The following is a 26,892-nucleotide window of genomic DNA, read 5'->3' as shown; positions in this document are numbered from 1 at the left end:
AATATTTTTGTTAAACAAAAACATTAAGAAAACTATGAAAATGCTAAGAATTATTACACTACTGCTATTTTCTTCAACAGTATTTGCCCAAGTGGGAACTAACGGACAAGACAGAAAAGAAGGAGGAAGACCTGTTAAAGAGTACAACCTTACCATTGAAGAAAATGAAATGACACTCGCAGGTGTAACCGCTAAAGGAATGACTATCAATGGTAGTATTCCTGGACCGGTTTTGGAATTTAACGAAGGCGACCTTGCCATCATTAATGTAACCAATAAAATGGATGAAGAAACCTCAGTACACTGGCACGGGTTGATACTTCCCAACTTTTATGATGGCGTACCGTATTTAACAACACCGCCAATAAAGCCCGGTACCACATTTCAATACAGAATTCCAATCAACCAATCGGGGACCTATTGGTACCATTCCCATACAATGTTACAGGAGCAAAGCGGTGTTTATGGGTCTATTATCATTCACCCAAAAGAAAAAACTTTAGAATATGACAAGGATTTGGTCGTGATGCTGTCAGATTGGACCAACGAAGACCCTATGAATATCTTGCGAAACCTTAAAAGAGGTAACGAGTGGTATCAGGTAAAAAAAGGTACGGCAGTACCATTGAGTAGAGTTATTTCAGAAGGTGCTTTTGGTGCCCAGCTTAAATTTTGGAGAGACCGTATGGGAGGAGCTGACATTGCAGATATCTATTATCCCGCATTTCTGACCAATGGAAAATCATTGGCAGAATATCCAGAATTCAAACCAGGTGAAAAAGTACGACTTCGCTTTATTAATGCATCCGCTTCCACTTATTATTGGATGGACTTTGGTGGTGGAAACCCTATGATTGTTGCAGGAGATGGTATCGATGTGGAACCCGTATCTAAAAGCCGATTTCTATTTGGTATAGCCGAAACCTATGATGTTATCGTAACCATTCCCGATGGCACTTTAGAAGTTACCGCCACAACACAGGATGGCTCTGGAAGTACTTCCTTACGATTGGGTCAGGGAACGCTATATCCAGCCAAAAGAATGGAGAGACCAGACAAAGTCGCAATGATGAAGCAAATGGCCAAAATGGATATGAAAATGGGTGCACCTGCAATGGCTGGAAACAAAAAGAAGAACACACCCGAATATTTGATGCAGAAGTACGGAATGAAGATGAATATGAAGGATGGGCAGATGCAAATGGGAATACACGATAAGATGTTAATGAATAACGGTCAAATGGATGATAAAATGAAAATGGAAGACCAAAAACCTATGGATATGAATAAAAACCATATGCATATGGAGACGGACAAAAAGATGGACGCTATGGCAGGAATGAAAAAAGATACAATGTCAATGAAATCCACCCAACCGTCGCATAAGATGGATGGCCATATGGGTCACCATATGCCTATGATACAGAAGGATACCGCATCCTTTGATTACAGCACACGTAAAACCTATTTTAACTATGATTTCTTAAAAGCGAAAGAAAACACCACCTACAAGGCTGATTTACCCGTAAACGATATTCTGTTGAACCTTACCGGAAATATGCAGCGTTATGTCTGGAGTATGAATGGCGTACCACTTTCAGAGACCGATAATATTAAAATCAAGGGTGGCGAGGTGACCCGTATTACGCTTAACAACCTAACAATGATGCATCACCCAATGCACCTTCACGGGCATTATTTTAGGGTAATCAATGAAAATGGTGAACGTTCACCATTGAAGCATACCGTTAATGTGCCACCTATGCAAAAAGTAGTCATAGAGTTCTACAACGAAGAATATGGAGACTGGATTTTTCACTGTCACGTCCTATATCATATGATGGGTGGTATGGCAAGAGTATTTAGTTATGATACCCCAAGAGATGTAAGGATGAAGGATTTTCCCGCTCAAAAACTCGTTGATGAAACAGACCATTACTATTCTTGGGGATTGTTTCGTGCAGGCTCAAATTTTAACGAACTCTTTTTGATGTCAAGCAATATCAGAAATGGATTTGGTTTAAGGGCAGAGTTTGATTATGACAAAAATCTTGAAGCAGAAGTAAACTATAACAGATACCTGAATGATTGGGTGCGCCTATATGTAGGGGTAAATACAGAAACTTCCACACCCGATTCTTATGATACCTTCAATACCGTAGGATTGGTCGGTGTAAAGTATTTTACGCCATATAGATTTAATGTAGATGTGAGTTTGGACCATCAACTGCGCCCAAGAATTCGTCTGGACAGGGAAATCTTGATTTTTCCAAGAATTTTTCTGGAAGGCGAATATGAATATAGGGCAGACTTTGGATGGGTGAACGATATAGGAGACACATCTTATCAGGGGGAAACCCAATGGCTGGTGGGAGCTTCATATATCCTATCCCGAAATTTTTCGTTACAGGCAAATTACAATAACCGATATGGCTGGGGTGGCGGCTTATTAGCCCGATTCTAAAAATAATAATTTAAAACAAAGAAAATGAAAACAGTAAAAAGAACAATGAGCACAATTGCACTTGCTGCCACAATGATTTTAACAGTTTCCTGCAAAGACGGAAACAAAAACGACCCCGCAGAGCCTATGAGCAATGAGATGCACCAAGAATCTATGGATGACAAGGACGATATGGCGATGAGTGACAACCAAGATTCAAAAGCAGAAGCAATCCTGAATGATTATTTCAACTTAAAAGATGCGCTTGTAAACGATGATAATGGCAAAGCGAAGGAGCTTGGTAACACATTAGCGAAATCACTAAAAGCTTTTGATGTATCCAACTATTCCGATAATGAACAAAATGAATTAAAAGACATCATCGAAGATGCCACAGAACACGCAGAGCATATTGGCGAAAGCGACATCAAGCATCAACGCGAGCATTTCAAAATATTGAGTAAAGATGTGACTGATATGGTAGCCATTACCGGAACAGAAATGAAGCTTTACGAGCAATTTTGTCCTATGTATGATGGAGGTACCGCTTGGTTGAGCACTAAAGAAGAGGTAAGAAATCCATACTATGGGAGCTCAATGTTGAAGTGTGGCAAAGTACAACGAGAAATAAACTAAATGAAGGTTGTTAAAATCATAGCGTGGATAGCTTTAGGTGCTCTTGTGGTCATTCAGTTTTTTCCAACGGATAAAAATGAAAGCTATACGACACCTGAAACTGATTTTATGTTGGTAAATAAAGTGCCAACTAAAATTCAGAATCAATTAATGCAGTCCTGCTATGATTGCCATAGCAATAACACAGCCTATCCTTGGTACAGCAAAATTCAGCCAGCAGCTTGGTTTCTGGAAGACCACATAAAAGAAGGAAAGGCAGAATTTAATTTCAATGAATGGCACAACTATTCAGACAGAAGAAAGAACAGTAAACTGCGCTCTATAATTAAGCAGATAGAAAACGGCGAAATGCCCTTGGATAGTTATACGCTTATTCACAAGGATGCTATACTATCAGAAAACGATAAAAAGGTCGTCATAGATTTCATCATAAAATTGAAGGATAGTTTAAACTAAAGCCCTGATTAGGAAAAGATGTTTTTTTAACATTGATTATGAAATTTTTCCTTTTCAGGCACAAATTAAAGTCCTGATAAGAGAAAGGGACGCTTTTTTCATTGGTTGGTTTAGTAAACCCTTTCTCTTTTTAGGCAAAAGAAACATTATGAAACAATACTGTAAAACAGGAAATAATAATTCATCAAACGCTCTTAGTAGATGGTTGAACTACATTTTATATGGAGTCCTTCTCATCATCTTATTAGGTGCGCTTTTATTGCAATTAAAATAATATACTATGAAACACATCTATCACATACAAGGAATGACCTGCAACGGTTGTCGTAATCACGTAGAGCAAACACTTTCTAAAGTGGAAGGTGTTACTAATGTTTCGGTAAATTTAGAAAAGGCAGAAGCATCTATCGAAATGGAATCTCATATTCCCATCGAGACATTTCAAGATGCCCTAAAAAAAGATAGTGGTACGTATTCAATTCATAAATTTGGAGAAGATCAACATCAAAATAATAACGCTTCCGCGAAAGCAAATAAAGATAAACCTAAGGGCAAAGGAACAGGCTCTTTCTATTGCCCAATGCACTGCGAAGGCGATAAAACCTACGACAAGCCAGGCGATTGTCCAGTCTGCGGAATGGATCTGGTAGAAGAACAAAATTTGTCAGCAACGACTTCAGAGCAATGGACGTGCCCAATGCACCCAGAAATTGTAAAAGAAGAACCTGGAGCTTGTCCCATTTGCGGTATGGATTTAGTGCCGATGGAACCTGATTTATCTGCGGAAGAGAAAACCTATAATAAGTTGATTAAGAAATTCTGGATAGCAGTAGCCTTTACGCTTCCTATTTTCCTAATCGCTATGAGCGAGATGATTCCAAACAATCCGCTATACGATGTAATGGAACAGAAATGGTGGAACTGGATTCAGTTTGGGCTTTCCATTCCAGTAGTGTTTTATGCCACTTGGATGTTCTTTGAACGTGCCTACCAAAGTATCAAAACGTGGAATCTCAATATGTTCACCTTAATCGGTATAGGTGCAGGCGTGGCCTGGCTATTTAGTGTTTTTGGGATGCTTTTTCCAGACTTTTTTCCAGAACAGTTTAAAACAGAATCTGGTGCGGTTCACGTGTATTTTGAAGCCGCTACCGTAATTCTCACATTGGTTTTGATGGGTCAGGTTTTGGAAGCGCGTGCGCATAGTAAAACCAATTCAGCAGTCAAAGAATTATTAAAACTTGCACCTAACAAAGCAGTACGCGTAGTGGATGGAAACGAAGAAGAAGTTTCCATAGACCAAATTGAAAAAGGTGATATCCTAAGAGTAAAGCCAGGAGATAAAATTCCTGTGGATGGCAAAATTACCGAAGGCGAAACTACCGTAGATGAATCAATGATTTCGGGAGAGCCTATCCCAGTTAATAAAACTATTGATGATAAAGTAAGTAGCGGTACCATTAACGGTAATCAATCTTTTTTGATGGAAGCCGAAAAAGTGGGTAGCGAAACCTTGCTTTCCCAAATCATACATATGGTCAACGATGCCAGTCGCAGTCGCGCCCCTATTCAGAAATTGGCAGATACCGTTTCAGGCTATTTTGTGCCTGTCGTGGTTATCATTGCGGTCATCACTTTCATTGTCTGGGCGATTTGGGGACCAGAACCAGCTTATGTCTATGCGTTGGTAAATGCCATTGCCGTATTGATTATTGCCTGTCCGTGTGCGTTAGGATTGGCAACGCCGATGTCCGTTATGGTAGGTGTTGGTAAAGGTGCCCAAAATGGTGTCCTAATTAAGAATGCCGAAGCCTTAGAGAAAATGGACAAAGTGGACACCCTTATCGTTGATAAAACAGGAACCATTACGGAAGGGAAACCAACGGTTGAGAAAATTGGGTCGTTTAATGAATCTCGCTTTCGCGAAAGCGAAATTCTGCATTTTATCGCATCCCTAAACAGTTCCAGCGAGCATCCCCTTGCCGAAGCCACCGTGAAATATGGAAAGGAGCAGAAGGTCGAAATATCAAAAACCGAAAACTTTAGCGCAGTAACCGGAAAAGGCGTAGAAGGAACAGTTGATGGCAAGAAGCTCGATTTAGGAAACGATAAAATGATGGAATATGCTAAGTCAACAATTTCATCTGCAATGAAAGATGAAGCACAATCCTTTCAGAAACAGGGGAAAACGGTTTCCTACCTATCCATTGATGGCGAAGTTTCAGGCTATGTGGTCATTGGCGATAAAATAAAAGAAACGAGCGCCAAGGCAATCAAAGAATTACAGGACAAAGGCATTGAAGTGAGAATGCTTACCGGAGATAATCACGACACCGCCCAAGCAGTAGCCAGCGAACTCAATCTCGCCGACTTCAAAGCGGGAATGTTACCGGAAAACAAGTTAGAAGAAGTCAAAAAATTACAGGAACAGGGTAAAGTGGTCGCAATGGCGGGTGATGGTATCAATGACGCACCAGCACTCGCAAAAAGTGATGTGGGTATCGCAATGGGTACAGGAACGGATGTCGCAATAGAAAGCGCGATGATAACCTTGGTAAAAGGCGATTTGCACGGTATCGTAAAAGCACGAAACCTTAGCCACAAAGTAATGCGGAACATCAAGCAAAATCTATTTTTTGCTATGATATACAACACGCTGGGTGTACCGATTGCGGCAGGTGTATTATTCCCATTTTTCGGAATTCTATTATCGCCTATGATTGCAGCTTTGGCAATGAGTTTTAGTTCAGTTTCTGTAATAGCAAACGCACTTAGACTCAGAACAAAATCAATTAACTAAACCATCCTATATAATGAAAAACATTATTATTCTATTATGTATTATCCTTTTAGCTTCTTGTAAAGAAACTTCAAAGGAAGCACAAGAATTGTCCATTACCGAAAAAACAGAGCAAAATTCAACAAGTGCAGAACCTAATAAGAAAAAACCATTGAGTCCGCATACAAGCGCAATGGCGATGGTGGGCGATGCACATATTCATATTGATTATTCATCACCAGGAGTTCGTAAACGAATCATTTTTGGTGGTTTACTGCCTTATGATACCGTTTGGCAAGCAGGAGCCCATATGGCCACTTGGATGGAAACCAATAAGGACTTGACCATTGACGGTAAAGAATTGAAGGCAGGGAAATACGGGTTCTTTGTTATTCCAAATCAAGAGGAATGGACAATTATCTTTAATAGCAACTGGAACCAGCACGGCAAAGATGAATATGACGAGAAAGATGATGTGTTGCGATTTAAAGTCACCCCTAAAATTTCTGAAGAAATCAAAGAACATTTAGAATACAACGTAACAAAAACCACCAATGATTCAGGAATTATCAGCTTAAGTTGGGAAAAGGTTCTTGTTGAATTTCCATTTAAAGTAAAATAAAATGGTCAAAAGAAAAACTGCACTTAAAATAAGAAAGGCGCATCGCTATTTGGGAATCTTTTTAGGTATTCAGTTCTTGATGTGGACGATTAGCGGAATGTATTTCAGCTGGACAGATATTGATGAGATACACGGCGACCATTTCAAAAAAGAGATTCCTGAACAAACTGCATTTTCAGATTTAGTGGGAAGTTCTCAACTGAATATTCAGGAACCGATTAAGTCATTAGAATTACTTGAAATAGCGGATGCGCCCTACTATTGGATTAATGAGACTGTGCTTTATAATGCACTTACAGGAACAAAGAAAGAGGAGCTCACAGAAGAAGAAGCAATCAAAGTAGCAGAACGCTATATGTTGGCTGATTTAGAATTTGACCAAATACAACGGATTGAATCTGTAGGCGACCACCACGAGTACCGTGGAAGATCATTACCAGCTTATGAGATTTCATATAAAACCGATGAAAATTTAAAAGCCTACGTGGCGATTGAGAATGGAGCTTTTCAAACCGTACGTCATCGCGATTGGCGTTGGTTCGATTTTCTTTGGATGACCCACACTATGGACTATCAAGGTCGAGACAATTTTAATACAATAGTGCTAAGGGCTTTTTCGCTTTTAGGCTTGATAACGGTGTTAAGTGGATTTCTACTTTGGTACACAAGTTCACCTACAATTAGAAAAATAATTAAAACAAAACGTAAATAACTACTTTAAAATCAACTATTATGGAAAATTCAAATGGACACAAAAAGAAAAATCAATACACAAAATTTGTGGGAATGCTCGCAGCATCCTTCGTCGCTATGTATATCACAATGTACCTGAATACTTATGAGTGGGACCACGTATGGTTCAGTCTAACCCGCTTTTATATGGTCTGTTTAGGGATTGCGGCAATGGCCATTATAATGTTTGTAGCAATGCGTGGGATGTATCAAAATAAAAAGAAGAATACCGCCATTGTTTTGGGAAGTATCGTTCTATTTGTAGGTGCTTTGGGACTGGTACGTGACCAAAAATCAACTGTAGGCGATGTGCTCTGGATGAAAGCAATGATACCGCACCATTCCATAGCAATTTTAACAAGCGAGCGTGCAGACATTAAAGACCCAGAAGTAAAAAAATTAGCCGAAGAAATTATTAAAGCACAACGAAAGGAAATTGAAGAAATGAAGCAAATGATTGATAGGTTACAAAACGAAAAATAATATGAACAAGAACATTTTATATATAGCAATTGCAGTAATCGTGGGATTATTGGCGGGCTGGCTCATTTTTGGCAATTCCGGTAGTGAAGCAAATGCAAACAAGGACGTTTCTGAAATGTCAGATACCCACGACCATTCTGGCGAATCAGAAAACCAAATGTGGACCTGCTCAATGCACCCACAAATTATGCAACCCGAACCAGGCGACTGCCCTATATGTGGAATGGATTTAATACCTGCTGAATCTGGTGCTGAAGGTCTCGCAGTGAATGAGATTAAAATGACAGAGAATGCAATGGCACTGGCCAACATTCAAACCACTATGGTGGGTAATAGCACAATGTCCGAAACCGATGGGATGATTTTTCTTTCGGGCAAAATCGCCACCAATGAAGAAAACAATGCCGTACAAGCGAGCTATTTTGATGGGCGTATAGAGCGTTTGAATGTCAATTATGAAGGCCAAAAAGTAAATCGAGGTCAATTACTGGCCACTATTTATGCGCCAAATTTGATCGCTGCACAGCAAGAATTGCTAACAACAGCTTCACTAAAAGAATCACAGCCAGCATTGTATAAAGCAGTGCGAAATAAATTGAAAAATTGGAAGCTTTCTGATAGCCAGATTGATGCCATAGAATCCTCTGGAAACGTGCGCGATAATTTTCCAATCTATGCTACCGTTTCAGGAACGGTTTCAGAAGTGATGGCACGTGAAGGCGACTATGTAAAACAAGGTCAGCCCATTTTGAAAGTAAGCAATTTGAATTCGGTCTGGGCAGAATTTGATGCCTATGAAAATCAAATTTCAAATTTAAAAGTAGGTCAAAAAATAAAAGTAGTAACCAATGCCTATGCCAATAAAGAATTTGACGCCACGGTTTCTTTTATTGACCCAATATTGAACAATGCAACAAGAACGGTTACCGTTAGAGCAACACTTAAAAATACAGATGACCTCTTTAAACCAGGAATGTTTGTAACGGGCAAACTCAAAGGGGAAATGAAGATGAATAACGAAGTTATTTCAGTTCCAGCAAGTGCCGTAATGTGGACGGGCGAACGCTCATTGGTATATATAAAAACCAATCCCAACGAACCCGTTTTTGAAATGCGTGAAGTAACCATCGGAAATCGTAATGGCGAAAATTATGCTGTAACAGAGGGCTTACAAAATGGCGATGAGATTGTGACCAACGGAACCTTTACAGTAGACGCAGCAGCACAGCTACAAGGCAAAAACTCTATGATGAATCAGGGAAATAAAGAGGATGCTATGATGCCAATGTCTGAAATGAAAATGGAATTTTCAGAGAATTTTCAAAAGCAATTTAAAAAGGCGCTCAAGCCTTATTTACAAATGAAAGATGCTTTGGTAGCGGGCGATGCAAATCAAGTTTCCGTTTTCGCGAAAGCGACATCAACATCTTTAAAATCCGTAGATATGAAAAGTCTCGGAAGTATGGAACAAGCACATATCAAGAAAAGTATCGAAATGCTCGATGCCATTGCAGCGAACGACAATCTGGAAAATCAACGTGAACATTTCGTGATATTGAATGAAAATATGGTGCCCATTGCGATGAATGTAAATGGAACTGATGCGATGCTATACGTTCAGAAGTGCCCAATGGCAAATAATAACAAAGGCGCAGTTTGGCTAAGTGCTGAAAAGGACATACGCAACCCTTATTATGGCGATGCAATGCTTACTTGTGGTAGTGTGATTGAGGAAATAGAGTAATTTCATTTTTAGCGTTCTAAGAAGCTAAATACCGAAAACCTTTAAGATACTTTTCAATTTTTTTATAACCCCTTTCGATAGAGAGGGGTTTATTATCATACAATATACCCGCAGGTTAAACTCGTAAAATACTTCCATCAAAAGACTACGGCATAAAGCCAACGCTTCTTCCACTACTCATTTATTCCGTTTCCTTTTGAGCCAAGATTTTATCTTCCGTTTGGTTTCTGCTCAAATATTGTTTAATCAAAAATTTGAGTATTATGACAACAAAAGCGAGTACCACAAAGAAACGCAGTAGAACGAAATCTACTGCCAAGAAAGAAGTAAACGGAAAGAAATCATCCGTACTTCAAATTCAGAACTTACCGTTGGGCAACATTAAGCCTGACCCAGAACAACCAAGAAAGACTTTCAACAAAGATGCATTACAGCAACTTTCTGAGAGTATAGAAAATCACGGTGTATTACAACCAATAACGGTAAGGCAATTAAATGGCCAATATGTTATCGTGATGGGCGAACGCCGATATCGTGCAAGCAAGCTGGCAGGAAAAAAGACCATACCCTGTATCGTTAGGACTTATGAGAACAATGATGTTCTGGAAGTTCAGATTATCGAAAATCTACAACGACAGGATGTTGAGCCTACCGAAGAAGCTGAGGCCATTGCTTACCTAAGCGAGAAATATACGCCCACAGAAATTGCGAAACGATTAGGAAGAACCGACAACTTTGTAAGACAGCGTTTAAAATTAGCAGGTCTAATAGATGGCTTTAAGCACTTCGTCCGCAATGGCGAAATGACCATTTCGTTAGGTGTTGGTGTCGCACTTTTTGCACCAGAAGAACAACAAATGATGTTGGAAACGATGGGCGAAGATTTTAACACACATCAGATAAACAGGATGATTAAAGACCAGACCTACGACTTGGAAAAAGCATCTTTTGATGTAAAGGATAAGAAGTTGGTACCGAAAGCAGGGTCTTGTTTAGAGTGTCCATTCAATGCGGCAAATCAAGGTAATCTGTTCGGCGAGGGTAAAATGGTCTGCACAAAATCAACTTGTTTCGAGACAAAGAAAAGCAAGTCGTTCTTAAACTTGATTGAAAAATCCAAGAAAGAGAATATCCTACTGATTCCTGAAATACGACAGTATTGGGCAGATGACGAAAACAATCAGCTCATTATTTCACAGTTGGGAAAAAGTGGCTTGAAGGTCTATCTGCTGGATGATGTAGAAATAATCGAAAAACCTACCAAGCCGACAATAGAGGCCATCAAAATAGAATATCAACATTACGATTATTCCGAAGATGAACTGAAGGCAGAATTGGAAGAAGCGATACAGAATTACGAAGATGAATTGAAAAATTATAATTCAGCCAAAGAAAATGGATTTTTAAACGGCATCGTGTTTCATCCAGACACGTATCAACACAAAACAGTTTTCGTCAAGATAGTCGAGAAATCAAAAGATAAATCGAGTGAGTATTCAGCACCATTGGCCAACAGAAAAATGGCAGATTGTACACCTGAAGAACAAATCATCAAAATCAACGAAAGGGAAATCCGTAAGAAGCACATCGAGAACAATAAACAGTTTGAAGAAGTGGTTCAAATGATTCGTGAGACCGAATACATCGATATGAAGAAGACACTTTCAACAGATGAAATGGTGGCATTCTCGATATCGCTCTTTGAAAATAATGTGGACTATATGAGCCAACAAAAGTATTTCTCAAAGTTCTTGGGCGACACGTCCAAGATGACTAAGGTTGAAATTATCGAGAATTTTAAGAAGAAATTCAAAAAGGAAATTTTTCACAAGCTGATACGCTATATGCTCACGAAGCAAGTGCATTTTGGCGAAAGCAATCACGTTAATAATTTAACGAACATTTCATTCTACAATGCGATGCAGGGATATTACAAATCCAAGATTGCCAGCATTGAGAAGGAATATGTTGAAAAACGAGACAAGCGTGAGGCACGTTTGAAAGAGCGCATCACAGTTCTTGAAAAGAAAATTCAGGAACTCAGCGATTAGCTTTTGTTGTTTGAAGAAGGGTCGGCATTCGTGCTGGCCCTTTTTCTTTTTTATGATAGTTCCTAAAAAAACGCATTTAACAGGAAGGGGTTATCAATCAATAATTAGCGCAAAGGTAAACTCGTAAAATACACCCATCAAAAGACTACGGCATAAAGCCATCGATGCACCCTACGCTTATTTATTCCGTTTCCTTTTGAGCTGAGATTTTAGCTTCCGTTCGGGTACTGCTCGAATATTGTTTAATCAAAATATATCATTATGAAACGAATATCTGAAAAACCTAAAATTTCGCCACAAGAGGCTGAAATACATTATCAGTCAAGTAAAGAAAATTACACCATTGAAAGTGCAGAAAGCCATTTGGCTTATTATAGAGAAAAGCATCCGATGTACTACTCTCTGCTATTACAAAATGTTTAACCTAAAATTCAAAAGCTATGTATTTACAAAATTTGCAACGGGATGAAATCTTTGTTCCATCAGAAATGAAATCCTTAAAAAGTCTGACACAGATGGAATCCCGAAGAGGGCTTGAAAATGCCATCATCTCAAACGGTAAAATCGTCAATGTGGTATCGAACAGCTATGGCCACATTCCAAACCAATTGTTCTTCAAGAAAGCCGAAGAAATGCTGACCGATGCACAACTGAACTTCCACAAGCGCACCATCAACAAAAATGACAGGTCGTTCATTACAGATTTCATTATTGACGATAAGAGTCAGTTTTCTGTAAAAAATAAAGAGGATTTGATACTGCCGATGCTTCGGTTTAAAAACTCTTATGACGGTAGTGAAAAGACCTCTGGTCACTTCGGGTTTTACCGAAAAGTATGTTCCAACGGTTTGCACGTTTCTCAGGCAGAAATTGAGTTTTCGATTAAGCACAGTAAGAACAATACACATCTTATAATGCCGAGACTAAATAATCTTTTCGATAAGTTTCTGGACAATGAATTCTACACCATTACCAAGAAATTCGATAAGATGAAAGAATTTAAAATCATCGACACACAAGAGTTTGTGAAAGCTATTCTCGATAAAACAAAACTCTTCAGATATGAATGTAGCGATAAGAATAGTGACCCTTCAAAGAAGTCTCGTGAGGTCATTGAGATATTGAACTACGAGGCTTTGTTGCTCAATGAAGAGCCTAATCTTTGGCTGGGCTACAATGCAATCAATTCTGTACTTCATAATGTATTGAAGAAAAGCTTCGGCCAACAAGAACGGTTGGATAAAAAGCTGTTTGATGAAGTCTATGCTATGGCATAGATAAATAAAGGTTTGTCCAGTACCTAAAACTGGATGACTAAATATATGATAAGCATTTACTTCCAATCCCACTCAGCACATTCCCCTACATTCCACGTTTGCCTGCCGAAAAAGGCGGGCAACCACTTCATTCCAGGAAAAGAGCTTCACTACAAAACTCTTGGACACAATCCCCAATTTCGACTTTCCATTCCGTTAACCCTTCCCGCTGCTCTGGGAAGGAACACTACATTCCAGAGCCAAAATTGTGAATTAAGTCCGCCTTTCATCGGAAAGCCACCACTTCGGTTTTCTTAACAGGATTTTCGACGCGGTCTTCTTGAGTCCTCACTCGAAACTCCTTAAAAACCGAACCGCTGTCTTACACATTTTAAGGGGTTTATAATGGATAAAGCCTTTGTTGTTTTTCGGGTCGTCGAAAAACAGGCACGACATAACCAATTCTAATTCAAATCCAGCCACTCATTTCGCTTAACTGTCGGTACGCTCAAATCGTAACAGGATTTAAAAGAATTGCTAATGCCCTTATGGAACTTGTCAAGACTGCACAAAGTTTTAGTGAAAAATAAGGAATCTACTTCCTTGAAAATCCAAGGATTTTACTACGTCGCAAACACACCTGATTTATTTCCTAAAAGTCTTGACAAAACCCACTCTATCCATTGTGCGGTGCACGAAAGAAATCAAACAAACACCCCTTAAAATTTAATTACAGTTGAATTGAAAAGGGAAATACTAATCTTTAAATCTTTAGTTATGAGTACGATTAAAAATCACGTGCAATTGATTGGAAACGTTGGACAAGAGCCAACCATTACGAACCTTGAAAGCGGGAAAAAAGTAGCCCGTTTTTCATTAGCTACGAACGAGTATTACAAAGACAGTAAAGGCGAAAAGCAAACAGATACGAATTGGCATACAATTGTAGCCTGGGGCAAAACTGCTGAAATTGTAGAAAAGTATGTTGCCAAAGGAAAAGAAGTTGGAATATCGGGAAAACTAAAAACTCGAAGCTACACAACTGATGATAATGAACAACGCTATGTTACCGAAGTGGTAGCCGATGAAATCCTATTACTTGGAAGTAAAAACGACAAGTAGGACTTAAAATTAAAGAGGGCGTTCCTCTGGAAAGTTGCGCCCTCTTTTTCATTATCCATTAATAAAATTAAGATAACAATGAAATCGAAGATTTACGATTTCCATTAAAAAATAGAAACGATGAGTAAAGCACAAGTTAATGAAATCAAAGAAGGATTACAACATTTTCACGGAACAGAAATGTTCTACCAAATCCCACTATTGAAAACACGATTTACAGACGGGTTGAAATACCTTTCGGAAGTTGCCGAATGTTTTTGGCTCATAACGGATGCTTCCGTAATTGCAAAAAGTCTGATGAACCGAAGCGAATTTATCACTATCGATTTTAAAAGGTTGCCCGAAGAAAAACAGGATTATTCGGGTTACGAAGCCGAAATAATTTACAGCGATGGCAACGATACTATTTTAGAAAAACATGGCTATCGTGCCACCGATTTTCCACTCGATGAACTGCGGTTATTTTTTGTAAATGATACGCTGATGTTACCAAGTGAATATTAAAATCTTCAGCTATGGTATATCTCAATTTTACAGACTTGAGCGAAGAGGCTCAAAACCGACTTTTGGAAACGTCCAAAGAAGATGTGAAACGAAAATTTGGGGATAGCATCCGCAAATACGTAAAAGAAAATTATGGCTGTTTTGAAACATTGATAGAGGAAGAAGCACTTAGAAATTTATATTCCTACACCTACGTTTTCAATATATAGTTTTCGGCAAAAATGAAGTAAACACCTCTAAAATTTCAGAGGTGTTTTTGTGTGTAATTAAACCTACATCAAGAAAAAATCACTATCTTTATTTCGCTGAAATTCAGCATTCAAATTAAAGTAAGGGTATCCACTTTTCGACTTTCGCCGATACCCTTACACATCGAAAAATAACATATCGGAAAATCATTTTCCCTGAAAATGGCAATCGGCTTTTTAGCCGGATTGTATGGATTTTTGTCACGCCTGCGCGTGACGAAAAGGAATAGCAAGAGGGTAACGGGCTACGCCGCGTTACATATTCCATTTTCGTTTTAATTCATTGATTTTTAATTAGTTAAAATCAAACAGGATTTAAAATTTCCAACAATTTGCGTCAAATGGTCTTGGAACACCAGTAAACAGGGATGGATTTACGTCAAATCTTTAAAAAAGCGAAAGGAAATGGATTCATTTATCACTATCAGGTTCAAACGAAAAACGGCCAAGCGGTTTCAGGAATTTTCCAAAATGCACTTTAAAACGCACACCGAAGCAATGGAAAACATCCTTGATTTTTTTCTCTATAACGAGATTTCCCCACGAGAAAAATTAGGTCCTACAGGTAGAACCATTGAAGCCAAGCTCTTAAAAAGAATCAATGCGGTCATCGCCATAATGCGTGATGTAGAAAAGACCCAAACCAAGCCTACGGTCGCAATGTTGCAATCCCTTTTTGTGATGGAAGAACCCAACAAAAAACCATTGATAGTTGAAAAGAAATATGCCGAAGAAAAGAAAGAAGTACGCTTTCGCGAAAGGCTAAATATTAAGAACGAACTATAATTTTTTCAGCTATGTATATCACAATAACACCTCAAAAAATGGGCGGTAATTTTTCCAAGAGTTCGGCAGATTTTGTTGGATATTTAGAGAAAGAAAATCAAGGTTTGGAACAGCGAGAAATGGAACATTTTTTCAATCAATACGGCGATGAGATTTCTGCTGAGGAAGTCATTAAGGAAATCGATGGGAATACCGCAAAATTGGAAAAACACGAACCAAGATTCTATTCAATTACCGTTAATCCTTCAAAATATGAATTGCAAAAGCTTCAGAACAGTAGCGAAGATTTGAAACGATACACCAGAGAGCTGATGAAGGATTATGTGGCATCCTTCAATCGGGAAATCAAAGGGCGATCGGTCAACATCAATGATATAAAGTACTATGCAAAAATAGAGCATCAACGCACCTTCAAGGGAACAGATTTTCAGGTAAAGGAAAATCAACCTTATGCCACCAAAATTCTTCAGCTCAAAACGGAAATTAGAAATATCCAAGATGGACGAGCTGAGGGGAACATCAAAAAAATGGGAAAAGAAATTGCCAAACTGGAACGCCAAGCACCACACCAACAAAATGGAAAGCGGATAGTCCAGGGAATGCTAAAAGATGGAAATCAGAGCCACATCCATATCATTGTGAGCCGAAAGGATGCGTCCAACAGATTTAGCTTGTCGCCAGGAAGCAAATACAAAGCATCCGACGTGAAGTTGAATGGGCAAACCGTAAAACGGGGATTTGACCGAGATGAATACTTTAAGAATGCAGAAAAAATTTTTGATAAGACTTTTGGCTATAAACGAAACTTTGCCGAGACCTATAAATCCCGAAAGGATTTTGTAAAGAATCCCAATCTCTATTTCGCTGCTTTGATGAAATTACCAGCTAATGAAAAAGCATTGGCTTTCAAAATGATAGCAAAAACAGGACTGCCGATAGTGCCAAATATTCCAGTTAGTCAAACACAGATTGCACTTCGGATTCTTAAACGGTTACGACGTGGTGCTGAAATAGCGATTAAATCAAGTTCCATTGGAATCTAAAAATTATGCAGATAGATAACCTCATAACAACATTTTCAATTATTGGTCTGGCCAGTATTGTTTTCTATGCGATGTTTCGGGTAAGTAGATATGCATTCATCATCAATTTTCTTGTGCTTAGTGCGATGGTGTTCTATTTGAACGAGGAAAACCGACTGATTCTAATTTCTCTCTATCTGGGTTGCCCGCTCATATTAATTAACATAGGAATGTACGTATTCCTTCATAAAACGGACAAGCCGTTAAATGGCGATAGCAAATATCAAGTTAGCTTCGACACCACTAAGGGAAATTTCAAATTGGATAACATCAAACGAGGTGCATCCATCATTGGTTCTGCCGGAAGCGGAAAGACCGAAAGCGTTGTGTATGGGTTTTTGAAACATTTCCAGAAAGAAGGGTTTTGTGGAATTATCCACGACTACAAGGATTTTGAGCTGACCGAAATGGCGTACCCGCTTTTTAAGGATAGTGATATCCCATTTAAGGTCATTTCCTTCGATAAAATCATCCACAGGGTAAATCCTATCGCACCACGCTATTTAGAGAACGAGGAAAGCGTCAATGAAGTATCACGGGTATTGATTGAAAATCTTTTAGAGCAAAGAGAATCAGGAACGACTGGAACAACCAAATTTTTTAACGATGCAGCTGAAGGATTGATAGGTGGTTTGATTTGGAAATTGAAAACGGACTATCCTAAATACTGTACGCTACCTCACCTAATTGCCATTTACCAAATTCTCGATACGGACAGCCTAATCCAGTTTTTGGAAACCAACACTACATCAAGAGCAATGGCAGATGCTTTTATTAGTGGAAAGGACTCTGATAGGCAGACCGCAGGCGTAAAAAGCACCTTGGCCAATGCGCTAAAACGGATTAGTACACAACGTATTTTTATGGCGTTGTCCGCAGATGAAGTACCACTCAACATAAACAATGAGGAAAATCCCGCGGTCATTTCAATCGTCAACAATCCGAAATTTGAAACCTCTTATTCACCAGTTATTGCCACCATTATTCACACCATAACCAAACAAATGAGCGTGCGAAGTTCCAAACCTTCATTTCTGTTAATGGAAGAAGCACCAACCATCAGATTGTTGAATATGCACCGCATTCCGGCGACACTTAGAAGTTATGACATTGCGACAATCTACGTAATGCAGGACAAAATCCAGAATGATATGATGTATGGCGATAAGGCAAGCAAGGCCATATTGAGCAATCTGTCCTATCAGTTTTTCGGAAAAGTCAACGATCCGGACACCGCCAAATATTATGAGCGCTTTTTTGAGATTATCAAGGATCCTACAAAAAGTATAAGTAGAGGACATAATCTCGATTTTGACACCCGAATTACTACAGGCGAAAAGGAAATCCCGAAGATTCGAGCGGATGTGTTTTTTAGATTGAAGCAGGGCGAATTTATAACCTATGCGGATGGGAAGGATAAAAAAGTGCAGTTTAAGTTGTCTAAGATTGAAAGACAACTTCCACAGGAATCGAAGCAATTTTCTCAGGCTGATTTGGAAGCTAATTTTGAGCAGGTTTATGATGAGGTGCGGTCTTTATTTAGTAATTGAGATTTAAAATCAGTTTTTACAGAATCTTCAATATAATCCAACGTAACCTAAATTCGCTAACCTGAAATTCATAGCTTGTTCACTAACCTTAAATTTATCTGCTAAATAACTTACTATGTCATTTGTATTTTTAGGTGCAGAATTAATTGCAGTTTGGATAAAGACTTTTGGCATAAGAAGTGAAGCTGCAAATGCATTTGCTTCACGTTCCTTTCTGATTTCACCAGTAGACGAATCTAAATTTCTGTACATAATTTTTTCATTTTTATCTACAAAAAGAGGTTTGCTATCACGATGAAGAACATAATGTCCTAACTCGTGGGCAATCGTAAATCGTTTTCGGTTATTTGATTCAGATTTGTTATATCTGATGTATGGCTTATTATTTTTAATTACAAATAAGCCTGAAATATCAGAATCTAAATCCTCTGCTTTAACGTCAACGTTAAGATGTTTAGCAATTTTTTCAATATTAATGCCTCGTGGAGTTGATATACCTAAATCATTGATAATTTTACTAGTAATATTTTCAATACTATTGTTAATCATAATTAAAGTTTTTTAAGAACCACATTTAATTTTTCTTTTTGCTCTTTCTTTAAAGTTGAAGAGTTTAAGAATCTTGAGTAGTCTGTTACATTCGATGTAGCAAAATTTACTACTTCGTCATAAGAAGGAAGTAATTCATTCACATCAATTTTTAAATCTTTAGCGATATCGTAAAGGGTGTATAGTGGGACTTGGTGGCGACCAACTTCGATGTTCGATATTGAAGAACGACTAATATCTAAGTTTTTTGATAATTGAAGTTGACTAATATTCAACGATTCTCTATGGGATTTAATTCTATCCCCAATTATCTTATATAATGCTTCTTTATAATCTGCCAAATCAGTTGGAATATTGTGTAAAGATACAAAATGTTTACGAGACTATCAACAAAACAAGTCTAATTTAAACAATAAAAATTGGATGTAAATAAAAAATGTTTATATTTGTATCTAAATAGTGATAGTAATATAAACATATCAAAATGGCAAAAAATAAACCAATAGGGGATAATGCCCGAAAAGGAGCTGTAAAACAAAGGTCACAAGTTCTTAATCCAAAGACAAACTTGTATGTAAAAAGAAATGCAGGTAATGGTCAATTTATGGACGTGAAAACAACTGGTGGTAAATTTAAAGGAGTCAGAAAAGAAAAATAGAAATATGATTAACATAATACCCAATCTACCCACACTCTTTGCTGGCGATGTAATTGTTGCAAAAAAACGCAAAGGTTTAGGGCGAATTCTAAACCACTACATCGTATATGCGGGGAATAACACTTTTGTGGGCAACCTCTCTGATGGAGTTAAAGAATTACAGTATTACGAATTAATTAGGTTATTGCAGGATTACGAGCCTACTGGAGTTAGAAGATTTAGTGGCTCATATTTTCAACGTAGTCAAGCTGTCAATCGAGCTTACTCAAAGCTTGGACACCGATATAGCCTAATAAATTTTAACTGTGAACATTTTGCAAATTGGGTTCAGTTTGGAAAAATCGAAAGCGGTCAAGTAACTACTGGATTCGTTATTTTGGCGAGTGTCGTTTTCTTAAAGTTGATTTCCTCAGATGAGTAAGGAGTTGAAACGGTTTTTTGGATATTTAATAGTCTTCTTCTTTGCTGTAGGTTACTTGATTTACCGATATTTTTATTTAAGCCCAGTAACAGATTTTCATAAAGAAATTCTGGTTGCTCTTGCATTCGCAGTATTGTCAACCTGCGCGATGGGCATATACGAAACCATCAAATGTCAAGGTAAATACTTCTGGACTTCCTTACGGTGCTCATTATTTATTCCCAATAAAGAAACTTATGTATCCCTAAGCTATTTGATGAGAATTAAGCTTTCGGGTTCTGAACGCTATTTTCTCGTTAAAGGTTCGAAGGTCGACCAATACCAACCTGTTGGTGGAGTTTATAAAATTATCGGAAATAAAGATATTTATAAGGAGTGGGAAGCACACCCTAAATCAGACGATAAAAACCCTGATGATTTACGTTTTTTCGTAAAGGCAAGATACATTCCAGAAATAATCCGTTGGTTCAATTCCAATAAAAATAGGGAGACTGGTGTCTGGCGGGAGTTTTACGAAGAACTTCTGGAAACTAAAATCGTAAGCCGAAAAAATTTCAAAACGATACGTGCGGAATTTTTATGCTCGCACGAGAATATTCTCAGCAAACAAAATAGGTTCAAAAATGAACAGTACCATACTCTAATTTACGACATTTTTCAAATAGAACTCAGTCCAAATCAATTTCAAGAGTTAAAAGAACTCATGGCAAAAGATACTTTCACAACTCAGTATGCATTTGTCACTAGAGATGAAATCGAAAAGGAATGTTTTGACAACCATAAATTAAAAATAGGACAACACACCAAATTTACAATATAAATGAACTTTCAAGAATACTTATACAATCAAGGTTTCCAAAGAGAAGACCTACTCGCAAGAATGGCCGAGTCACTTGAGTTGGATGATTCTCGATCCAATAGGATGGAATCTGCCTACAATGCCATTTACGATGTTTTAAAAGCAGACCCAGTATTTTTCTCAAAGGTGGATTTTGTGCTATATCCACAAGGTTCAAAGGCAATAGGCACCACAACGAAACCTTATGGTAAAGATGAATTTGATTTGGACATTGTTGTTCATATCAGGGATTTGTACTATAGCTATACTTCGTCAGAGATCTACAATCATTTAATCCGAGTTTTTAGAGGCAATGATGTTTATCGCCCTAAATTAATACCGAAAAATCGATGTGCCAGAATCAATTATTCTGGTGATTTTCATTTGGATATTCTTCCAGGATGTATTGTTATTGAGAACGAGGATAAATTGATGGTTCCGGACCGTGAATTGGCATCTTGGACATCTACATTTCCAAAAGGTTATATAAGTTGGTTCCTAGATATATCTAAAGATGTTCGCCAACCCATTTTACTGAGAAAAGCGTATGAAAGTTTTGTCACTTTAGCAGAGGCAAAAGCTGAACAGGAAGATTTGCCAAAGGAAGATTTTTATTCAAAAGAACCGTTGAAAAGAGCCGTTCAGTTAACAAAGCGTTATAGAGACATATTTTTTGACAACAATCCAAAACATAGGACTTCAAGTATTGTTTTAACTACAATTTTTGCGCAGTTTTATCAAGGAGAGTCATCAATATATGAAACTATAGATAATGTTCTAAATCGTATTATAAATAATTACTCAGACTATCAAAAACTTTTTGAAAATCGCGGAATATACAAAAGAATAAAAGTTCTAAATCCTGTAAATCCCGAAGAAGATTTTACAGATAAGTGGGATAAGGATAAGGAGTTTTATAATCAGTTTATCGCTTTTGTCAAAAGCTATAAAGAAAAATGGGAGCGACTTAAAAAAGGAAATTTTGGAGTAGCTGAAGAGCTCTTTGGCAGTACAAGAACTAAAACTATTTTAAAAGCCCAGTTAGAAAATTTATCTAAGGGTAAATTAGATACTCTCGAAAAAGCTGGTCTTACAATTATGTCTGGAAAAAATCACGTAGACCAAATGGGGAATATTACAAAAAATAATGGATATGAAAGTAAGCCACATCGGAACTATGGCGGTATTGAATTAAATCATAAGAAAAAACCCAACAATTTGACTTCAAAAAATTACATAGCTGCCTATATCCAAAAGGAATTAGTTGATAAAAATTTTCCTTGGTTGCAAACTATTGTTAAAGATGGTAAACTATTGGGTAAGGGTAAAATTAAACCAAAGGGATGCAAAAAAGAATATGAGATTCTTATTGGGTATAATATTAATGATATTTATAGAAAGGAAAGGATTTTTATACTTAATGACAGCCAAATCCAATTTGGAAAAACCCCACATTTATATCCTGGTAATAGTCTATGCTTATACTATCCGAAAGATCTACCACGAGATATGGATTTGAACTTTGTAGATGTAATCCCTTGGATATCGGAATGGTTAGTAATGTATGAGCTTTGGAAAAAATATGGTATATGGTTGGCAGATGAAGTAAAGCACTAAAAAAACCTTAGTTACTTTGTCATTTCGTTAACTTTTCATTGCCATTCATTTTTTCCAATTCTAAGATTCCTTGGAGTCTTATCGCAACCATCGAAATCAATTTTCACAAATTAATATCATTATATTTATAGCCTGTTTTAATTAAATAAATGACCGAAACAAACCGCATAGAATATAAAAGAGAACTGTCCGATGGACTTGAAAAAGAGGTCATTGCATTTCTCAACTACCGTGAAGGTGGTATTTTATACATCGGTATCGATAAAGACGGAAATACCTACGGTTTGGCAGACGCAGATGGCGACCAGTTGAAGATAAAGGATAGGCTAAAGAACAATATCCGTCCTTCTGCATTGGGTTTATTTGATATCGTGAGCGAAGAAAGAGATGGCAATGCTATCCTAAAAATTATTGTAGCCAGCGGACCTGAAAAACCTTATCACCTCAAAAAGTATGGGATGAGCGAAAAGGGCTGTTTTATTCGCTTGGGCTCATCAGCTGAACCGATGCCACAAAAGATGATCGACGAGCTGTTTGCCAAGCGTACTCGAAATTCCATTAGTAAGATTAAAGCAGGGCGACAAGATTTAAGCTTTAGCCAGTTGAAAATCTACTATGACGAAGCTGGCTACAGCCTTGGCAACGCTTTTGCAAAGAACTTAGAACTACTTACCGAGGATGGTGCATTCAATTATGCCGGATATTTGTTGGCCGACAAGAACAATACCTCTATAAAAGTTGCCAAATATTCAGGAAAGACCCGAACAGACCTAATAGAAAGCAACGAATATGGCCACGAATGTTTAGTCAAGGCGACTAAACAAGTAATAGATAAAATTACGGTCGAGAACAGAACAACCACAAAAATCACAGCCAAAGAGCGACACCAAGCCAACCTATGGCATCCCATCGCTTTGCGAGAAGCAATCATTAATGCCTTTGTACATAATGACTACACCAATGAGATTACCCCAAAGTTTGAAATCTTTACGGATAGAATCGAAATCACGTCGGCTGGTGGTCTGCCTGAAGGTTTGAGCAAGCAGGAATTTTTCGAAGGCTTTTCAGTCCCTCGGAACAAAGAACTGATGCGGATTTTTAAGGATTTGGAACTGGTGGAACAATTAGGTTCTGGCATCCCTCGTATTTTGGAACACTATGGCAAAGATAGCTTTAGTTTTTCAGATAACTTTCTCAGAATGACATTTATGGCTAAAGAAACTACTATTGAAGAAAGTGGTCAAGTAGGTGGTCAAAAAGGTGGTGCAACAGGTGGTGTAACAGGTGGTGTAACAGGTGGTGCAATAGATGCTATAGATACACTTACTAAAAGACAAAAAGAAGTTGTTAAACTTATTGCTGCAAATCCATCTATAACCTACAATGAAATAGCAGATGTTTTAAGTATCAATGAATCTGCCGTTGGAAAACATATTACAGCCATAAAAAACAAAGGTGTTCTAATTCGTCAAGGTGGCACACAAGGTTATTGGGAAATTAAGCTACCGAAAACCTAAAAAATATCAAAATGGCGCTTTATCCTTTAGGCCTCTGGCATCTGCCAGCCACTTTCCATCCTGTTTAACCAGTTTAAAAACACCAGGCGTTTTGTCATAAGCTGTAGTATATTTCACCCAAGCCACGTCGCCCATAATGGTGTCTTGCAAAACCGTAAAGTTTGAATCATCTTTTACCGTAGCATTAAACATATTTATGGTATTCATATAGTTGGAATATGCCTGTGGTGTCGAGTTGGCTTTTAAGGTTTCTTCATCCTTTTCGTAAAAGCTTTCGATAACAACTTGGGCTGTAGCACTTGGTCCTGAAACTTTAGTTGTGGAATCACCACAAGAAAGAAAAAGCACTACGAGCAAGAAAACAACAATATTTTTCATAACAGTATTAATTTGGGTTATTAATATATCTGTGCGATAGTTTCATTTCAATATTTCGTTCACCATCCTTTTCATTCAGTTCTAAAATTGCCCTACGGTCATTGGATAATGAAAATTTGTGCAACACATAAACGAACCGTACGGTTTGACCTTCTACAATTTTTGAAGGTAGATTATATTTGTATATCGGCTCTTGATACAGGCGTTGTAACGATTTTCTTTTTCCTTTCTGTTGTGTTTCAATTGAAAGGTTCAAGAAATTCAAATCGTAATCCAAGGTGGAATGGTTCACAATCTGGATAACGAAGTACAGTTCTTCTTTATCAAAAACGATATTCTCAACACTCAAAACAATGCCTTCATTTCGCTTTTTGATTCGACCTGTACGCTGTTTTCTATTGAGAAGATACGAGCAGAATTTTTGGTAATAAAAGGTTCTGTTATCTATACGCTCTTCAGAGGATTCAGCAAGAATTGAATCGGTTACAATCGGTTTTTCATTCCCGATACTTTTGGATGCCGGAATGAAATAATTTAGCTTAGAAAGCTGTTTTTTATATCTTACAATATACGAAAAAATTGAGCCATTTCGGTTGACTACCAGCAAATTACTTTCCTTCCCTGGCTTAGCTTGTAGCAAGCCAAAATACTGTTCTTTTTCACGGTTGTAGGTAAAAACAAAATTATCTGAACCGGTTATACCTTGCCGAATAGGTTCTGGAAAGAAAAGCGCAACGTTTTTGGTGTCGTTGGCATATATGGTATCGAGGACTGTAGATGTTTGAGCTTTCGCGAAAGTGGAAATCAGTATCGCAAATATTAAAATTGTTGCTCTCATAATTTAGGTTTTAGAATTAATCTGTAATTGTTCAGTACCGTCACCTTTACCCTACGGTTAGAACGCCTGAAAACTTGTGTAAGTCCGCCAACTTGTGGGACGCTGGGAATATTGATATCACCAATAACATCATCGAGCACCTCTCTCGTAGCTTCTTCCCTAAAATTGTTCTCAACATAGATGCCCTCGCTACCGTCCTGCAAATCGAAGGCTTTGAGTTTGGTGGGATGGTGCTTTATGTTTTCAATCTCAATCAATGCACGATTGGGCTGAAAGCTGATAAACCCAAAAATCGGTGTGTTCTTTGGCATCAGTTTGCCATTTATTGTAGCAGCTTTGGTAAGGCGCATCCGTAATCGGGTATTTGCCTGAACAATTTGGTCGCCATCCACGACTACATAAATCGTTTCGTCTGTATTGCCGAAAATTAAAATTTCATTGGGTTTTGGCGAAGCAGCGAAGAACAGTTGATGTTCCAAGCCCAGTTCCTTAGCTTCGATTTTTTGAGCTCTTTTAACTTCAGCAGAATCGACTTTAGGGGTAGTTTTTTGGACTACTCGCTTTTGCCCAATATTTTGATACCGTTTTTCGGAATACTTAATCTTGCCAGCATCATAGATACTGTCAACAATGCGTTCTTTTTCACGTTCCGGTAAATCTGGGTCGTAAAACCCCAGGGAATCAATCAGCTTTTCATCATAGATGCTGGGCGCGTTGGTTTCACGCACTTCCTTGAGGTCGTTAATCGCATCCAGCTTGGACTCGTATTCCTTTTGGTTTTCTTCCAAATCAGGAACCAAGGTCTGCTGTAGGCTTTCCTTCTCGCTGTCATCATCACCCATTACCATTACGGAATAGGAAATGAGGAATATGAAAATCACGGCCAATACCGCTGCAAATACTATTTTATTCTTTTCTACTTTCATAAGAGTGAGTGTTTTATATGCCGATTATCGGCTCAACTTTCATCGTTTAATTTTTTAAGGGTGTTCTCAAAGTAATTTGTAATCAAAAGTCCGTGCGGATTGTTGGGAAAGTTTCGGTCCACCATAATCAGGTTTCCGGTGGAAACCAGTTCGTAGGTATCGATGATTGAGCCTCTATTGATTTCAAATACCGTAACGGTTTTAAATACATAGGTTCCGTTTTGTTCCTCGATTTGAGAATCAATACTCAATACTTTTTGAACGAGCGAATATTGTAGTAACCGATTATAGACACCATCCGCTTTTTTCTGGCGATATAAGTTATCGACAGAACTATTGCCCAACCACAGCGCCTTTTCCAAGATACGTTCATAATTGCTCGCATCGATGTTGTAGAAGTAGTTGTGAAACAATTCCAGATGCGCCAAAGCTTCCACCCTGAAATTCTCTTTTTGTGTAACGAGCTTCAGCGGAATAATACTACCATCAGTATTGATGGCAAATGCACTATTGAGCGCTTTTTGATTGGTGTTGAACACCATCCAAACTGAAAAGGTGCTGGACAGTAACGCACAGACAACGACTGCCAAAACGATAAACCGATTTAATTTTAAGACGTTGTAGATATTTTTGTAAGGTGTTTTCATTTTGAATTG

Annotated in this window: 28 protein-coding genes; 22 read left to right on the top strand and 6 right to left on the bottom strand. The window is 38.0% G+C overall.

Annotated elements, in window-relative coordinates; all coding sequences use genetic code 11:
• The first annotated feature begins 34 nt into the window (after positions 1-34).
• From ACN0TV_RS15710 to ACN0TV_RS15630, 17 genes are all read left to right on the top strand, one after another.
• Entirely contained in the window at positions 35-2,464 is a 2,430-nt protein-coding gene (locus ACN0TV_RS15710) for a multicopper oxidase domain-containing protein (protein ID WP_417364093.1), read from the top strand.
• A gap of 24 nt (positions 2,465-2,488) precedes the next feature.
• Positions 2,489-3,079: a DUF3347 domain-containing protein gene (locus tag ACN0TV_RS15705; protein ID WP_417364091.1), complete on the top strand. Its 591-nt coding sequence runs from the start codon at positions 2,489-2,491 to the stop codon at positions 3,077-3,079.
• Complete coding sequence (locus tag ACN0TV_RS15700; protein ID WP_417364089.1) at positions 3,080-3,535, top strand: heme-binding domain-containing protein; 456 nt, start codon at positions 3,080-3,082, stop codon at positions 3,533-3,535.
• Positions 3,536-3,815: 280 nt separating this feature from the next.
• Positions 3,816-6,335 (top strand): heavy metal translocating P-type ATPase, encoded by a 2,520-nt coding sequence (locus tag ACN0TV_RS15695; protein ID WP_417364087.1) that lies wholly within the window; start codon positions 3,816-3,818, stop codon positions 6,333-6,335.
• Positions 6,336-6,348: 13 nt separating this feature from the next.
• Positions 6,349-6,936 carry a DUF2911 domain-containing protein gene (locus ACN0TV_RS15690; protein ID WP_417364085.1) on the top strand — a complete coding sequence of 196 codons (588 nt, stop codon included), beginning with the start codon at positions 6,349-6,351 and terminating at the stop codon, positions 6,934-6,936.
• A 1-nt stretch (position 6,937) separates the two neighbouring features.
• On the top strand, positions 6,938-7,648 hold the full coding sequence (locus tag ACN0TV_RS15685) for a PepSY domain-containing protein (protein ID WP_417364083.1): 711 nt from the start codon (positions 6,938-6,940) through the stop codon (positions 7,646-7,648).
• A 20-nt stretch (positions 7,649-7,668) separates the two neighbouring features.
• The gene (locus tag ACN0TV_RS15680) at positions 7,669-8,151 is read left to right on the top strand and encodes a DUF305 domain-containing protein (RefSeq protein ID WP_417364081.1); all 483 of its coding nucleotides are present in this window, start codon (positions 7,669-7,671) and stop codon (positions 8,149-8,151) included.
• Between the two features lies 1 nt (position 8,152).
• The gene (locus ACN0TV_RS15675; RefSeq protein WP_417364079.1) at positions 8,153-9,895 is read left to right on the top strand and encodes an efflux RND transporter periplasmic adaptor subunit; all 1,743 of its coding nucleotides are present in this window, start codon (positions 8,153-8,155) and stop codon (positions 9,893-9,895) included.
• Positions 9,896-10,158: 263 nt separating this feature from the next.
• Entirely contained in the window at positions 10,159-11,946 is a 1,788-nt protein-coding gene (locus ACN0TV_RS15670) for a ParB/RepB/Spo0J family partition protein (protein WP_417364077.1), read from the top strand.
• 261 nt (positions 11,947-12,207) lie between these two features.
• Entirely contained in the window at positions 12,208-12,369 is a 162-nt protein-coding gene (locus tag ACN0TV_RS15665) for a hypothetical protein (protein WP_166966830.1), read from the top strand.
• 17 nt (positions 12,370-12,386) lie between these two features.
• Positions 12,387-13,223, top strand: coding sequence for a DUF932 domain-containing protein (locus ACN0TV_RS15660; protein ID WP_336129393.1), 837 nt, complete (start codon positions 12,387-12,389; stop codon positions 13,221-13,223).
• Positions 13,224-13,979: 756 nt separating this feature from the next.
• Complete coding sequence (locus ACN0TV_RS15655; RefSeq protein WP_417364074.1) at positions 13,980-14,324, top strand: single-stranded DNA-binding protein; 345 nt, start codon at positions 13,980-13,982, stop codon at positions 14,322-14,324.
• Positions 14,325-14,444: 120 nt separating this feature from the next.
• Positions 14,445-14,828, top strand: coding sequence for a DUF6876 family protein (locus ACN0TV_RS15650; protein WP_417364072.1), 384 nt, complete (start codon positions 14,445-14,447; stop codon positions 14,826-14,828).
• An 11-nt stretch (positions 14,829-14,839) separates the two neighbouring features.
• Positions 14,840-15,037 carry a hypothetical protein gene (locus ACN0TV_RS15645; protein WP_009779478.1) on the top strand — a complete coding sequence of 66 codons (198 nt, stop codon included), beginning with the start codon at positions 14,840-14,842 and terminating at the stop codon, positions 15,035-15,037.
• A 444-nt stretch (positions 15,038-15,481) separates the two neighbouring features.
• Complete coding sequence (locus ACN0TV_RS15640) at positions 15,482-15,862, top strand: BfmA/BtgA family mobilization protein (protein WP_417364070.1); 381 nt, start codon at positions 15,482-15,484, stop codon at positions 15,860-15,862.
• A gap of 11 nt (positions 15,863-15,873) precedes the next feature.
• A complete protein-coding gene (mobB, locus tag ACN0TV_RS15635) occupies positions 15,874-16,905 on the top strand; it encodes a MobB family relaxase (RefSeq protein WP_417364068.1) in 1,032 nt (343 codons plus the stop codon).
• A gap of 5 nt (positions 16,906-16,910) precedes the next feature.
• Positions 16,911-18,494 carry a type IV secretory system conjugative DNA transfer family protein gene (locus ACN0TV_RS15630; protein WP_417364066.1) on the top strand — a complete coding sequence of 528 codons (1,584 nt, stop codon included), beginning with the start codon at positions 16,911-16,913 and terminating at the stop codon, positions 18,492-18,494.
• Between the two features lie 27 nt (positions 18,495-18,521).
• Here the strand turns inward: ACN0TV_RS15630 and ACN0TV_RS15625 are convergent, their stop codons facing one another.
• On the bottom strand, positions 18,522-19,043 hold the full coding sequence (locus ACN0TV_RS15625; RefSeq protein ID WP_417364063.1) for an ImmA/IrrE family metallo-endopeptidase: 522 nt from the start codon (positions 19,041-19,043) through the stop codon (positions 18,522-18,524).
• A gap of 2 nt (positions 19,044-19,045) precedes the next feature.
• Positions 19,046-19,384: a helix-turn-helix domain-containing protein gene (locus ACN0TV_RS15620; RefSeq protein ID WP_417364061.1), complete on the bottom strand. Its 339-nt coding sequence runs from the start codon at positions 19,382-19,384 to the stop codon at positions 19,046-19,048.
• Positions 19,385-19,527: 143 nt separating this feature from the next.
• Between ACN0TV_RS15620 and ACN0TV_RS15615 the strand changes: the two genes are divergently transcribed.
• The 5 genes from ACN0TV_RS15615 (at position 19,528) to ACN0TV_RS15595 (ending at position 24,094) form a co-directional block, all read left to right on the top strand.
• On the top strand, positions 19,528-19,701 hold the full coding sequence (locus ACN0TV_RS15615) for a hypothetical protein (protein WP_417364059.1): 174 nt from the start codon (positions 19,528-19,530) through the stop codon (positions 19,699-19,701).
• Positions 19,702-19,705: 4 nt separating this feature from the next.
• A complete protein-coding gene (locus ACN0TV_RS15610) occupies positions 19,706-20,122 on the top strand; it encodes a lecithin retinol acyltransferase family protein (protein ID WP_417364057.1) in 417 nt (138 codons plus the stop codon).
• Positions 20,115-20,942: a hypothetical protein gene (locus ACN0TV_RS15605; protein WP_417364055.1), complete on the top strand. Its 828-nt coding sequence runs from the start codon at positions 20,115-20,117 to the stop codon at positions 20,940-20,942. The genes ACN0TV_RS15610 and ACN0TV_RS15605 overlap by 8 nt, the downstream gene beginning before the upstream one ends.
• Positions 20,943-22,577: a nucleotidyltransferase gene (locus ACN0TV_RS15600; RefSeq protein WP_417364053.1), complete on the top strand. Its 1,635-nt coding sequence runs from the start codon at positions 20,943-20,945 to the stop codon at positions 22,575-22,577.
• Positions 22,578-22,726: 149 nt separating this feature from the next.
• A complete protein-coding gene (locus tag ACN0TV_RS15595; RefSeq protein ID WP_417364051.1) occupies positions 22,727-24,094 on the top strand; it encodes an RNA-binding domain-containing protein in 1,368 nt (455 codons plus the stop codon).
• A 6-nt stretch (positions 24,095-24,100) separates the two neighbouring features.
• On the opposite strand, the gene ACN0TV_RS15590 is transcribed toward ACN0TV_RS15595, so the two are convergent.
• Genes ACN0TV_RS15590 through ACN0TV_RS15575 form a run of 4 tightly spaced genes read right to left on the bottom strand, consistent with a single transcriptional unit; the run spans position 24,101 to position 26,883 of the window.
• Entirely contained in the window at positions 24,101-24,472 is a 372-nt protein-coding gene (locus ACN0TV_RS15590) for a hypothetical protein (protein WP_417364049.1), read from the bottom strand.
• Between the two features lie 7 nt (positions 24,473-24,479).
• Entirely contained in the window at positions 24,480-25,310 is an 831-nt protein-coding gene (locus tag ACN0TV_RS15585) for a DUF4138 domain-containing protein (protein WP_417364047.1), read from the bottom strand.
• Positions 25,307-26,236, bottom strand: a complete 930-nt coding sequence (gene traM, locus ACN0TV_RS15580; protein ID WP_417364045.1) for a conjugative transposon protein TraM — start codon at positions 26,234-26,236, stop codon at positions 25,307-25,309. Before traM ends, ACN0TV_RS15585 begins: the two co-directional genes overlap by 4 nt.
• Before the next feature lie 32 nt (positions 26,237-26,268).
• Positions 26,269-26,883: a conjugal transfer protein TraK gene (locus ACN0TV_RS15575; RefSeq protein WP_417364043.1), complete on the bottom strand. Its 615-nt coding sequence runs from the start codon at positions 26,881-26,883 to the stop codon at positions 26,269-26,271.
• Between the last annotated feature and the right edge of the window lie 9 nt (positions 26,884-26,892).

The sequence above is a fragment of the Galbibacter sp. genome (assembly GCF_048266365.1).
Taxonomy (GTDB): Bacteria; Bacteroidota; Bacteroidia; order Flavobacteriales; family Flavobacteriaceae; genus Galbibacter.
The sequence above is the reverse complement of the archived record's forward strand: the minus strand, read 5'-3'. Positions and strand labels throughout refer to the sequence as shown.